We start from the raw sequence: 12700 nt of genomic DNA, 5'->3' as shown, positions 1-12700 counted from the left end.
ATGAACCTCGCCACCTGGCTCCGCATCGTCGCCATCCTGATCGGTGGGCTCGCGCTCGCCGCGCTGATCTGGTTCGGCGGTCCCTTCCTCGCTTTCGGCGAGGTCCGTCCGTTCGAGTCCTTCTGGGTCCGGCTGTCCATCGCCGTGCTGCTGATGCTCGGCGCGCTCGCCTGGATCGCGATCCTCGTCATCCGCCGCCGCAAGGCCACCGCCGCGCTGACCGAGGCACTGGAAAAGGAGGAAACCGGCGACGGCGCCGCCCTCTCCAGCGCTATGAAGGACGCGCTCGCCACGCTGAAGAGCGCGCGCGGCAAGGGCGGCGACTATCTCTACGACCTGCCCTGGTACGTCATCATCGGCCCGCCCGGCGCCGGCAAGACCACGGCACTGGTCAATTCCGGCCTGAAATTCCCGCTGGCCCGCGGCGCCACGCCCTCGGCCGTCGCCGGCTCGGGCGGCACGCGCTATTGCGACTGGTGGTTCGCCGAGGATGCGGTGCTGATCGACACCGCCGGCCGCTACACCACGCAGGACACCGACACCAAGGCGGAGAAATCGAGCTGGCTCGCCTTCCTCGACCTGCTCAAGACCAATCGCCCGCGCCAGCCGATCAACGGCGTCCTCGTCGCGATCAGCGTCGAGGACCTGCTGACCTCGAGCCCCGAGGAGATCGCCGCCCATGCCGACGCGATCCGCGCCCGCCTGCTCGAACTGCATGAGCGCCTGAAGGTCGATTTCCCGGTCTATGCCGTCTTCACCAAGGCCGACCTCATCGCCGGCTTCAACGAGTTCTTCGGCGCGCTGACCGAGCCGCAGCGCCGCATGGTCTGGGGCCATACCTTCCAGACCGCCGACAAGACCCGCAACATGATCGGCGACGTGCCTCCGGAATACGACGCGTTGATCGAGCGGCTGAACGAGCGGCTGCCGGATCGATTGCAGGACGAGCACAACCCGACCGCGCGCGCCCAGATCTTCGGCTTCCCGAGCCAGATGGCGACGCTGAAGCGCTCCATCGTCGATTTCCTGACCCGCGTCTTCGAGCCGACGCGCTACCACGCCAACGCGACGCTGCGCGGCTTCTACTTCACTTCGGGAACGCAGGAGGGCACGCCGATCGACCAGCTGATCGGCGCGCTCTCGCGCAATTTCGGTTCGGATCATGCCGGCGCGGCCTCCTACTCCGGCAAGGGCAAGAGCTATTTCCTGACCGAGCTGATCCAGAAGGTGGTCATCGGCGAGTCCGGCTGGGTCTCGACCGATCTCGGCGCCGCCCGCCGCTCCACAGCCCTGCGCATCGCCGGCTTCACGGCGGTGGCGCTGGTCTCGCTGGCGGCGCTCGGCCTGTGGTGGACGAGCTTCTCGCGCAACAGCGACCTGATCACCGCGACCAATTACGGTCTCGCCGACTACCGCAGCGCCGCCGCGCCCGTGCTGCAGGAAACCACGATCTCCGACCGCAATTTCAGCCGCGTCCTGCCGCTGCTGCACAAGCTCAGGAACATGCCGACGGGCTATGCCACGCAAGGCGAGCCGACACCGACCCTCGCCACCTTCGGACTGAGCCAGCGCGAGCGCCTCCAGAACGCGACCGAGATCACCTATCAGCAGGCGCTGGAGCGGATGCTGCGCCCGCGCATCATCTTCCGGCTCGAGGAGCAGCTCGAGCAGCAGGCCAACAATCCCGGCTTCGTCTACGAGGCGCTCAAGGTCTACATGATGATCGGCGGCCAGGCGAAGATGGACCGCGACCTCGTCACCTCCTGGATGCGGCTCGACTGGGCCGAGAACCTCTTCCCCGGCCCTGCCAACGCCAAGGGCCGCGAGGCGCTGGAGGAGCACCTCACCGCCATGCTCGACCTCGACGAGGGCGACAGCGAGCCGGTGGTCAAGCTCAACCAGTCGCTGATCGAGCAGAGCCAGCGTACTTTGCGCCGCCTCAGCATCGCCGAACGGGCCTACGAGCTCCTCCGGACACAGTCGCGCAGCGACAGCGCGAAGGACTGGGTCGCCTCGCAGCGTGGCGGCTCCGACGTGCGGCTGGTTTTCGAGGGCGTGAGCGGAGAGGATCTCGACCAGATCCGCGTGCCCTATTTCTACACCTATGACGGCTTCCAGAACGCCTTCATCGGCCGGCTCGGCGACATCGGCGACCGGATCGAGAAGGAGCGCTGGGTGCTGGGCGAGAATGCCGACCAGCAGGCGATCACCGCCCAATACGCCACGCTGTTCCAGGACCTGATGAAGCTCTACAGCCGCGACTATGTCGCGACCTGGCAGAAGACGTTGAAGCGGCTGAAGCTCAGGCCTCTCAACGCCGACAAGCCGCGCTATGTCGCGCTCAGCGCCATCTCGGCCGCGACATCGCCCTTCAAGCAAATCCTCGAATCGATCCGCGACGAGACGCAGCTCACCAAGGAGCGCCCGAACGCGAAGAAGGCCGTAACGGAGGCTGCAGCCAAGCAGGCCGCCCAGACGCTCGACCAGCGTGCCAGCCAGGCGCTCGGCCGGCTCGGCTCCAGCCTGCCGATGGCCTCGGCCGGCGTCGACCGGGTGCTTGCCGGCGGCAACGACGTCTCGCTCGGCGCCGATATCGAGGCGCAGTTCAAGCCTTTCCACGTGCTCGTCGACGGCGATCTCGGCCGCCGGCCGGTGGACCAGCTGCTGCAGACCTTCTCCGAGATCAGCCAGAACCTCGCCACCGCGGCGACCAATCCGGCCCAGTCGGCAGCTGCGAATGCCGCGCTCGTGCCGTTGATCGCGACCTTGCGCGCCAATTCCTCACGTTATCCCGCGCCCTTCGACGGCATGATCGTCCAGGCGGTCAACGACTTCGAGGGCGATGCCACCGGCGCCACGGTCGCGCTGCTCAGGCAGGCCCTGTCGGAGCAGGTCACCGGCGTCTGCAACGAGATCGTCACCAACCGCTACCCCTTCACCAAGGCGAGCGCCCGCGACGTGCCCCTCGCCGACTTCGCTCGCCTGTTCGCGCCCGGCCAGATCATGGACAAGTTCTACAAGGAGCGACTGGAGCCCTTCGTCGATACCTCCAAGCCGCAATGGAACTGGCGCGTCGACAGCCGCGTCGCCCGGGCGCTATCGCCGACGACGTTGCGGGAGTTCCAGCGCGCCAGCGAGATCAAGGAGGCCTTCTTCCCGACCGGCGGCAACCTGCCCTCCTTCCAGATGGTGGTGACACCGACCGCCCTGTCCGCAGACGCTTCGAGCGCCAAGCTGGAGATCAACGGCTTCACCGTCGCCAGCCAGCAGGGCGTCAACACGCCGACTCCGGTGATGTGGCCGGGCGGCGGCGTTGGCAAGACGGCGATCACGCTGACGCTCGGCGGCGGCAACGCTTCGGGGGGCATGTTCGGCGGCGGCTTCTTCTCGTCCGGCTCGTCCGCTCCCCAAGGCGAGGCCAAGCTCTTCGAGAAGGACGGCACCTGGTCCTTCTTCCGCCTGCTCGATGCCGGCTCGGTGCTGAAGCAGGGCGACAATGTCGGCTTCACGCTCAATGCCGGCGGCCGGCAGGTCGGCTACGCCTTCGGCGTCGGCTCGCTCAAGAACCCGCTGATCTTGCCGGCGCTGCGGGAAATCCGCTGCCCTTCCGGAATCTGACACGTGTCCTGCGGCCTTTTCGGCAAGCTTCCCGCCAAGCGCGACTTCATCGCGCTGAACGCCCCCTCCGGCTTCCTCGCCGTTTACGAGAAATGGCTGCAGGGCGGGCTGACGGCGAGCCGGCTCGAACTCGGCCAACGTTGGCAGGAGGCCTATCTCAACGCGCCGATCTGGCGCTTCTGGCTCGGGAGGGCGCATGGTGGGCAGACCGTCGCCGGCGCGTTCATGCCCTCCGTCGACGGTGTCGGCCGCTATTTCCCGCTCACCGTGTTCGCCGCCGCCGGTGCGGGCGCTGCGATCCCGCCGCCCGAGCTCGATCCGCAGGACAGGTGGTTTGAGGCGATCGAGGAGTTTCTGCTGCAGGCGCTCGAGCCGCAGGCGAGCTATGAGGCGGTCGCGCAGCGGCTGGCTTCGCTGCCCATCCCCGACGACCATCACCTTGCCGCCCCGCCGCAGGACATGGTCCGCCTCTCCGACGGCACCATCGTCAGCGCCGCGACGGGCTCCAGCTTCCCGGAGCGGCTCACCGCGCTGCGCATCGAGGATCACGCCCGCGCCTATGCCCATGCCTGCTATGTCTGGACCGTGGGCGGACCGAATTTCGAGCCGCTGGCGCTGACCGGCCAGGCCCTGCCGGACCCGCACCTTTTCTCCGGGCTGCTGACCGGCCGCTTCGACGCCCATCTCGAACCAGAACGCGCCAGCTCCTGAGGGTTGCGCCATGAACGACGTCCCCCGCGAGACTTCCGATTTCGAGACCGGCTGCATCAGCCACACCGGCAAGGTGCGCAAGGCCAACGAGGACAATTTCATCCTGCGCCCGGAGCTCGGCCTTTGGGCCGTCGCGGACGGCATGGGCGGCCATGAGAACGGTGCCCTCGCCAGCGCCACCGTGGTCGCCGCCCTGGAAGGGGTCGGTGCGGCCGCTTCGGCATCGGACCTCCTCGCCATGCTGGAGGACAGCGTGCTCAAGGCGAACGAGACGCTGCGCGAGGAGATCCGCCGGCGTGGCGCCACCATGGGCGCGACGCTGGTCGTGCTGCTCGTCCACCAGCGTCACTTCGCCTGCGTCTGGTCGGGCGACAGCCGCATCTATCTCGTCCGCGCCGGGCAGATCACCCAGATCTCGCGCGACCATACCGAGGTGCAGGACATGGTGGATCGCGGCCTGATGACGCCCGACGAGGCGAAGCGCTCGCCGCGCCGGCACGTCATTACCCATGCGATCGGCGTCCACGACATGCCCGAGCTCGACATCGAGAGCGGCGAGATCGCCGATGGCGACGTCTTCATCCTCTGCTCGGACGGGCTGACAGAGCATGTCGCCGACACCGAGATCCTGGGCGCCCTCGAGGCCGGCAGCGCGCAGGCGGCCTGCGACGCCCTGCTCGGGCTGACGCTGGAGCGCGGCGCGCGCGACAACGTCACGGTCATCATCGTCCGCTATCGACAAGGCACGGCCGAGCGCACACGCTGGATGCCGAACCGGCGCACGCCAGGGAGCACACCGTCATGAGCGACGACTCCGAGCGCACCGTCTTTGCGCCCCGCGCCAACGCCCGCATCGGCACGACTCTCAACGGCATCTACCAGATCGAGAGCCTAATCGCCGTCGGCGGCATGGGCGAAGTCTATCGCGGCCGCGCCATCCAGACCGGTGACGCGGTGGCGATCAAGATGATCCGCCCCGACATGGCGCGCGACGAGGCCGTGCTCGCCCTGTTCCGGCGAGAGGCGGCCGCCCTGCACAACCTCTATAACGAGGCCATCGTCCGCTACTACGTCTTCGCCATCGACCCGGTGAGCGAGACGCCCTATCTCGCGATGGAGTTCGTCGACGGCCAGCCGCTTTCCGAGCGCATAAAGGAGCGGCCGCTGACGGCCGAAGAGGCCAACGTGCTGCGCCAGCGCGTCGCGCCGGGCCTGCATGCCGCCCATCGGCTCGGCATCATCCATCGCGATATCTCGCCGGACAACATCATCCTGCCGGGCGGGGACCCCTCGCGCGCCAAGATCATCGATTTCGGCATCGCCCGCTCCAGCATCCTCGGCGAGGGCACGGTGATCGGCTCGGGTTTTGCGGGCAAGTACAACTATGTCTCGCCGGAGCAGCTCGGCCTCTACGGCGGCGAGGTCAGCGGCCGCTCCGATATGTACTCCTTCGCGCTGGTGCTGGCGCAGGCGCTGACCGGGCGCGCGCTCGACATGGGCGGCTCGCAGGCCGACATCCTCGACAAGCGCCGCCGCCTGCCCGATCTGTCGGCGGTCGACCCCGGCCTGCGTCCATTGCTGGCGCGGATGCTGGCGCCCGACCCTGAAAACCGCCCTGCCGACATGGCCGAGGTTGCCGCCTGGCAGCCGCAGGCCACGACCGGAAGGAAGGCAGCCGCCGCTCGCTCCCCTTCCGATCCGCCGAGGCGCTCGGCCCTGCCGCTCGTCGCCGGAATTGCCGCGCTCGCGCTGCTGGCCGGCGGCGGCTTCTATGCCTGGACCGTCTTCGGGCCGGGGAAAAGCGAGCAGGCGGCGAGGCTGTCCGCCGACAACCCGCCGGCGCTTTCCGAGCAGCCCCTTGCCGCCGGGCCGGCTGCCTCCGCAACCAGCGCCCCGGTCTTGACCGAGACGAAGCCCGAAACGCCCGCACCGGGCAACAGCACCCTGAACCCGCCGAAAGCGGCCCAGGAACCGGCAAGCCCGCCGGCATCCGCCGGGTCGACGTCGACGCCGGCGACCGCACCGCAGCAGCAGAGGCCCGCCGGCAGCCAGATCGCCGTCAACGAGAACACCGCGCAGAATCCGCCCTCCCCTCCGGTCGTGCCACCGCCCGTCACGCCACCACCCGCCCCGGAGACGACGCAGCCGGCAAAGCCGCCGACCATCGGCAGCGCCGAGAAGCCGCCGGCCGTGAAGCCTCCGTCCCCCAGCACCGAGAAGCCTGCCGCGCCGAAACCTCCCGCCCCGAAGCCTCCCGTCACCGGCACCAGCCAGCCGCCGCCGGTCGAGAACACCAGCACGCAGGAGGCTGAACCGCGTACGCCGGCGGAGCGGGTCGAGCGCTATATCCGGGACTATGACGGCGGCTCCTGCTTCTTCCTGTGGCCGCTCGAGATCGGCGACCGCAAGGCGGTGCTCGAAGGCTTCGGCAGCGGCACCGAGCCTTTCGTCGCCTTCGACGGCGCCTTCAAGGCCGCGCAGGGCTTCGAGGCACAGATCAACCTGCGTCCGCTGACTACCGCGCAATGCCCCATGGCCGAGTTTCTCAGGCAGCCCGGCGTCGCGATCGACCGCAGCGTCAAGCTGCAGATCGGCAACTTCAACATGAAGAGCGGCGAGGTTCTGAACGGCTCGGTCGAGGCGGGCGGCGGCCTCAACCTCGACATCGTGCTGATCGGCGACGATGGCCTCGTCTACAACCTCGCGAGCTTCATGAAGCGCGAGGGCGACAAGGTGACCTTCAACCTGAAGCTCGAATCGACCGGCGGCGCAGCCCGGCCGCAGACGGTGCTCGCGCTCGTCAGCCAGGCGCCCCTGCCGGCACTCTCGGGCCCCAACCCGGCGCCCGCCGCCGAGTTCTTCAGGAACCTCAAGCTCGATCTCGCCCGCCAGACCGGGAAGCTCGGCCTCGGCATCAAGTATTTCCGGATCGAGTGAGACGGGAGCCGAGGCCGGCTGCCCGCCTCGCGGACAGGCGGCCCGCTCTTCACATCTCGCGATAGAGCACGCCCCATTCGTCCTGCCAGACGCCGGCCGCATCCGCCACCACGATCGGCGCGCGAATCTCGTTCGCCAGTCGGATCGCGGTGCGGAAGGCATCCTTCGCCGCCATCTCGTCGCTGACGAAGTCGTTGACGAGCTGCCCGGCGGCGAGCTCGGCCGGGCAATGCACGCGGCCATAGGCCTCGCCGCCGCGCTCGGACAGGCTGAGCGTGATCGCATCCGCCTGCGGTTCATCGACCTGTTCGAAACGGTTGCCCGCCATGGTCACCACTCCTTCCCAAGCCCCGGCCCCGGCGGGGAATGAAACGCCACAGACGGGTTTGCCTGCGACACGAGGCAGTCCTTGAAACTCTTCACTTCTTCGGCTGCGGCCGGGCGATCCCCGGCCCCATTGTCGGCCGGACCGCGCTGTAGCGATCGAGCCTGATCCTGATCATGTCATTGAACTTCTTGTGGACCTCGGACACCGAGAGCGTCTTGGTCTCGCCGCCGGCATCGGCATAGAAGATCGGCCGGTTGGCCTGGGCCGGCTTGGGCAGCAGCTCCGCCGCCTTGACGCCGGGCTGCTCCTCCATCGTCTCGATGAAGGTCTGTGCCGCATCCGGCCCGAGGAAATGGATCAGGTAGATCTCGCCGCCGGTGAGATGCCGGCCGAGCGCCCGCTCCAACCTGAGCGTGTCGCGCTTCAGCATCTCGGCCGCCAGCAGTGCCGAAATATAGGGTTCGCGCCGCATGTCGAGGATGCGCTGGCGCTGGCTCGAATCCGTGACGACGAACTGCCGCCCGGACTTGCCGATCAGCTTGGCCTCGGCCGCGAGCCCGTGCCTGGCGCCGAACTCGTAGATCACGCCGAGCCAGGTCTGCTCGATGAACTGGTAGAGCCCGGTCGCCGAGGAGGTCTGCGCCTTCACCGCCGTCGAGAACGAGGATTCCTTGTCGGCGACCGCCATCAGCAGCGTCGGGTCGGCGCCCACGACCTTGCTGGCCCGGACGATGGTGTCGACGAGGTGGCGGCGGATCTTGATCGGGCCGAAGGTCAGCACCTGGTCGGGATCGCCGCTGGATATGACCGGAGGCGGCTGCGGGGCGCCGCTGGGAGAGACCGGTCCCGCCCCCGGCATCCCGCCGGCCTTGGGCGGCACCAGCAGGATGTTCGAGGGCAATTGCAGCTGGTTGACCGGAACCTGCTGCGTCGGCGCCTCCTCCTGCGGCTTGATGTTGGCCAGCGAGGGATCGTTGTCGAGCGCGAATTGCGCGGCCTGCCGGGCTCCCTCCAGGTCCTGCTCGACCGAGGACAGGATCAGGGACGGCCGCGCCGGCGCGTCCTTGAGCGACGGGATCATCCGGTCGGCGGCGAACTCGGCCTCGTCCCGGGCCGGCTCCTGCTGCTGCAGCCGCGCATAGGCGAGCCCGACCACCGCCGCGACGACGCAGCCGACGCCGACGGCCACGGCCACGATCGCCATCCGGCCCGAAGGCCCCTTCTTCGGTGCCGCGGGCGGATCGGAAACCGATGGGCTCGCGGCGGCGGTTCGCTGCGGCTGCGGCGACCCGGCGGGCACTACTACAGCGGGGGCCAGGGCCGACGCGGGACGTGGCGGGACATCCGCCGGAATGCCGCGCGGCGCGGCTGCTGGCGGTCCCGCCGTCGATGGAGCGGGTCGGAGAGCCGGGCGCTCCGGGGCAGGCGGCAGGGCCGGAACGGCGGCTGCGCCGGGGGATGTCGCATCGCTCTCGCCGGTGACCAGCCGCCTCAGCCCGGCAAGCCAGGCCGGCTCGCCCGCGGCACCGAGTGCAGCGAGTTCGTCGACGATCCGCTTGGCCGCAAGCTGGGGCAGCCCCGCCTCGCGCGTCAGGGCTGTCGCGGCGGCCTTGCCAGGCTGTTCCGCCGTCAGCTTCACCGCGAAGAACCAGTGCTGCAGCGCGGTGCGCCGGCTCTCCAGCGGCGTGCCGGCGGCCGGGTGAATCAGGTAATTGCAGTGGTTGCAGGCGAAGCCCCGCAATTTCGGGCGCGCCTCGAAGATCGCCGGCCTGCCGCAGGCCGGGCAGGCCATCGCGGTGCCGCCATGGCGCAGGCGCATCAGCGCGGCGAGGCAGGCCTCCTCCGGAAAGGCGATCTGAAACTGGCGGAAGCGCTCGCTCATCCCGACGAACCGCGCCCTCTCCTCATGTAACCTAAGGTTATGCTTCCCGGCTGCGGGCGACAATCGTCAGCCATGCAGCAGCCCGAGCCGGACGACGTCCTGCAGATGCATCGCGACTTCCGCCTCCGTCACCCGGTCGGGCAACCCCGACGCCGCGGGCCCGGCCGCCCGCGCCTCGTCGAGGAAGCTGTTCATCTCGTCGAGCAGCATCGCCTGGTCGCGCGAACCGTCGAGCAGGCAGACGAACTTCCGGACCAGCACGCCGTCGAGCATCACCGTGCGATGGCGCAGATCGGTGACCTCGGCGGAGGTCGAGGCCTGCCAGCGGACGACCGGGCTCGCCACGGGCCGCTCGCCGAGGCTGGCGGCGAGCGGCGGGGCCACGAGGCGGACGTCGAGCAGGCCGGTCTTGAAGATCGCGATCAGCGCCTCGTCGAGCCGCGCGGCCTCGCGCTCCCGGTCGAGACCCGCAGCGGCCTCGGCCGCGGCGGCATCGAGCGACCGCCGCATGAGATCGGGATAGGCAATGCTCGCCGGCCAGGCCTCGCCGAGAATGCCGAGCGCGGCCTTGCAGGCTGGCAGATCCACCGACAGCTTCACGCCTTCCTGGAACGCGAAGCGTTCGACGCCGGGCTTGCGTTCCTCCTCGCTCTCCCGAACCGGCCGGACATCGGCAGCGAGACAATAGGGTTCCAGCGACCCGGCGCCGATGCCGCGACGCAGCCTGATATCGCCGCGGCACAGCAACGTCTCGCGGAAGGCCCGGCCGATCAGCAGATCGAGCGCCTGCTCGCGTGCCAGCGGAGGATCGGCAGGAATCTCGGCAAGCATCCGCTGCGCCGGCCCTTTCGCCGCTCCGTACGGGTTCGGAAAGGAAGCCTCGGCGAGAAACTGCAGCCCGTGACGCTCGCCCGCCGCGAGCACCTCGTGCAGCGCAAAGGGCCGTGCGATCGGATTGAGATCGTCATGGTAGAGCACGCTGTCCGGCGTGTCCTCGATCTGCTTCTCGCGCTGGCGCAGGATGGCGCCGTGATAGCTGTCGGGGTCGCTCGCCTCGGCATAGGCCTTCAGCGCCGCCCGCGCGACGCGGACCCGCTCGCGCGGATCCGCGATGTCCCGCGTCTCGAACAGCATGACGTCCCGCGCCAGATCGCGGAAGCGGCAGCCCGGCAGGGCGTTGTAGCTGACATAGGCGACGCCCTGAGGCGCCAGCAAGGTGCCGAACAGGGCGATGATCCGCTCGCGCACGGGATCGGGCACCCAGGAATAGACACCGTGGACGATGATGTAGTCGAAGATGCCGATCTCGGGGGTGAGCGCGAGGATGTCGGCCTGCTCGAAGACGATGTTGGTGAGCGCGAGCTCCGTCACAGCCTCGTTCGCCTTTCGGATCGAATCGCCGCTCAGGTCGATGCCGAGGAAGCGGCTTTCCGGATACTGCGCCGCCATCGGGATGAGGTTGCCGCCCCGTCCGCAGCCGAGTTCGAGCACCCGCATTGCCGCGGGCGGAGCCGGGCGCATGCCGTGGAAATGCGCGATCGTGCCAAGGCGCGCCGGATGCGTCTGGGCGAAGGAGTGCCCCGGATAGGCCACCGCGTCATAGGGATTGATCGCTGGATCGCTCGTCATCGCCGCCCGCCCGACACCGGTGCCGACATTGCACCCGATGCCAGAATGCCACGCCTCATTCATTTGGAGGAGCGGCAGCGAAACGCCTGCGGAACGGCGCCGGAAACCGGCTGCAGGCGCGCCTGAAGCCACTTCTGAGCCGGCGGCAAACCGAATAGCATGGCTCGCTCAGCCATGCAGGAGGTGCCCATGCGCAGCGGCAGGATCGTTCATGTCGTCGGCTGCCACGCCGCCGGCGAGGTCGGAGACGTGATCGTCGGTGGTGTCGCTCCTCCGCCGGGCGACACGCTGTGGGAGCAGTCGCGCTTCATCGCGCGCGACGAGACTCTGCGGAACTTCGTGCTGAACGAGCCGCGCGGCGGCGTCTTCCGCCACGTCAACCTGCTGGTGCCGCCGAAGGATCCGCGCGCCCGGATGGGCTGGATCATCATGGAGCCGGCCGACACGCCACCGATGTCGGGTTCCAACGCGATCTGCGTCGCCACGGTGCTGCTGGATACCGGTATCGTGCCGATGCAGGAGCCGACGACCGAGCTCGTGCTCGAGGCGCCTGCCGGGCTCATCGCCATCAGCGCCGCCTGCCGGGACGGCAAGGCGCAGAGCATCAGCCTGCGCAACGTCCCCTCCTTCGCGACCGAGCTCGACGCCGCTCTCGAGATCGAGGGCCTCGGCACGCTCGCGGTCGACATCGCCTATGGCGGCGACAGCTTCGTGATCGTCGACGCGCCGGCCCTGGGCTTCGCCATCGCTCCCGACGAGGCGCGCGATCTCGCCGAGATCGGCATGCGGATCACCCGGGCGGCGAACGAGCAGCTGGGCTTCGCCCATCCCGGCGACACCGGTTGGAACCACATCTCCTTCTGCCAGTTCGCAGCGCCGGTCGAGCGGGTCGACGGTGTCCTGACCGGTCGCAACGCCGTCGCCATCCGGCCCGGCAAGATCGACCGTTCGCCCACGGGCACGGGATGCTCGGCGCGGATGGCCGTCCTGCACGCGCGCGGCCAGCTTGCCGTGGGCGAGCCCTTCGTCGGCCTCTCGATCATCGGCTCGCGCTTCGACTGCATGATCGAAAGTCTCACCCAGGTCGGCACGGCGGCGGCCGTTGTTCCACGCATCACCGGCAGCGCCTGGGTCACGGAGACGCGCCAGCTCATGCTCGACCCGGCCGATCCCTATCCGGCGGGTTACCGTCTGTCGGATACCTGGCCGCAATGGTGAGCCTTCGGATGGTGACGGCGGCCGAAAGATTCCGCGCCTCCATCAAATGAGGGGCGCGCCCGGGCCCGCGCGCTGCGACGATGCTCGCGCGGCATCGGAAAGCGGTCAGATGAAAGCAGGAAACAAGCTCTCGGTTGCGTTTCGCCGCGCCAGGATCAGGCGCATCGGGATCAGGTCCGGAAAGCCGCTCCAGCCGGCCCCGCAGAAGGGGCCGCGTCTGCAGCTCGTGGTCTCGAACACGCCCGCTCCGAAATCCTAGGGTCAGGCTGCTGCGGCAGGGTGCAGCAGGCCGGGACGGCGGCCCCGGATTGGCCGCGACGCCGGCTTGGCGGGCCGGGCTCGCCGCTCGCAAACGGCGACCGGCCCGCTACCTCGGC

Annotated in this window: 8 protein-coding genes; 5 read left to right on the top strand and 3 right to left on the bottom strand. The window is 69.1% G+C overall.

The genetic code is table 11. The features are described from left to right. The 4 genes from tssM to BGO20_RS15355 are packed head-to-tail and all read left to right on the top strand — an operon-like array spanning position 1 to position 7266. Positions 1-3618, top strand: coding sequence for a type VI secretion system membrane subunit TssM (gene tssM / locus BGO20_RS15370; RefSeq protein ID WP_291664391.1), 3618 nt, complete (start codon positions 1-3; stop codon positions 3616-3618). A gap of 3 nt (positions 3619-3621) precedes the next feature. Continuing rightward, positions 3622-4329, top strand: coding sequence for a type VI secretion system-associated protein TagF (gene tagF / locus BGO20_RS15365; RefSeq protein ID WP_291664392.1), 708 nt, complete (start codon positions 3622-3624; stop codon positions 4327-4329). Positions 4330-4339: 10 nt separating this feature from the next. Further along, a complete protein-coding gene (locus BGO20_RS15360; protein WP_291664393.1) occupies positions 4340-5134 on the top strand; it encodes a PP2C family protein-serine/threonine phosphatase in 795 nt (264 codons plus the stop codon). Further along, entirely contained in the window at positions 5131-7266 is a 2136-nt protein-coding gene (locus BGO20_RS15355) for a serine/threonine-protein kinase (protein WP_291664394.1), read from the top strand. Before BGO20_RS15360 ends, BGO20_RS15355 begins: the two co-directional genes overlap by 4 nt. 49 nt (positions 7267-7315) lie before the next feature. Here the strand turns inward: BGO20_RS15355 and BGO20_RS15350 are convergent, their stop codons facing one another. The 3 genes from BGO20_RS15350 to BGO20_RS15340 all read right to left on the bottom strand — a co-directional run bounded on the left by BGO20_RS15350 (position 7316) and on the right by BGO20_RS15340 (position 11105). Then, entirely contained in the window at positions 7316-7594 is a 279-nt protein-coding gene (locus BGO20_RS15350; RefSeq protein ID WP_291664395.1) for a hypothetical protein, read from the bottom strand. 91 nt (positions 7595-7685) lie between these two features. Next, positions 7686-9476, bottom strand: coding sequence for a transglycosylase SLT domain-containing protein (locus BGO20_RS15345; protein ID WP_291664396.1), 1791 nt, complete (start codon positions 9474-9476; stop codon positions 7686-7688). A gap of 66 nt (positions 9477-9542) precedes the next feature. Beyond that, positions 9543-11105, bottom strand: coding sequence for a methyltransferase domain-containing protein (locus tag BGO20_RS15340; RefSeq protein WP_291664397.1), 1563 nt, complete (start codon positions 11103-11105; stop codon positions 9543-9545). Positions 11106-11294: 189 nt separating this feature from the next. On the opposite strand from BGO20_RS15340, the gene BGO20_RS15335 reads away from it, so the two are divergent. Next, positions 11295-12323: a trans-3-hydroxy-L-proline dehydratase gene (locus tag BGO20_RS15335; protein ID WP_291664398.1), complete on the top strand. Its 1029-nt coding sequence runs from the start codon at positions 11295-11297 to the stop codon at positions 12321-12323. The last annotated feature ends 377 nt before the right edge of the window (positions 12324-12700 follow it).

Origin of the sequence: Allobosea sp. 67-29 (genome assembly GCF_001898115.1) — a bacterium.
Taxonomy (GTDB): domain Bacteria; phylum Pseudomonadota; class Alphaproteobacteria; order Rhizobiales; family Beijerinckiaceae; genus Allobosea.
Note: the sequence above shows the minus strand (reverse complement) of the source record. Positions and strands in the feature narration are given on the sequence as shown.

Excerpts from the sequence above, each read along its gene's own strand:
- tssM (WP_291664391.1), top strand. The coding sequence starts at position 1 with ATGAACCTCGCCACCTGGCTCCGCATCGTCGCCATCCTGATCGGTGGG.
- BGO20_RS15360 (WP_291664393.1), top strand. The coding sequence starts at position 4,340 with ATGAACGACGTCCCCCGCGAGACTTCCGATTTCGAGACCGGCTGCATC.
- BGO20_RS15355 (WP_291664394.1), top strand. The coding sequence starts at position 5,131 with ATGAGCGACGACTCCGAGCGCACCGTCTTTGCGCCCCGCGCCAACGCC.
- BGO20_RS15350 (WP_291664395.1), bottom strand. The coding sequence starts at position 7,594 with ATGGCGGGCAACCGTTTCGAACAGGTCGATGAACCGCAGGCGGATGCG.
- BGO20_RS15345 (WP_291664396.1), bottom strand. The coding sequence starts at position 9,476 with ATGAGCGAGCGCTTCCGCCAGTTTCAGATCGCCTTTCCGGAGGAGGCC.
- BGO20_RS15340 (WP_291664397.1), bottom strand. The coding sequence starts at position 11,105 with ATGACGAGCGATCCAGCGATCAATCCCTATGACGCGGTGGCCTATCCG.
- BGO20_RS15335 (WP_291664398.1), top strand. The coding sequence starts at position 11,295 with ATGCGCAGCGGCAGGATCGTTCATGTCGTCGGCTGCCACGCCGCCGGC.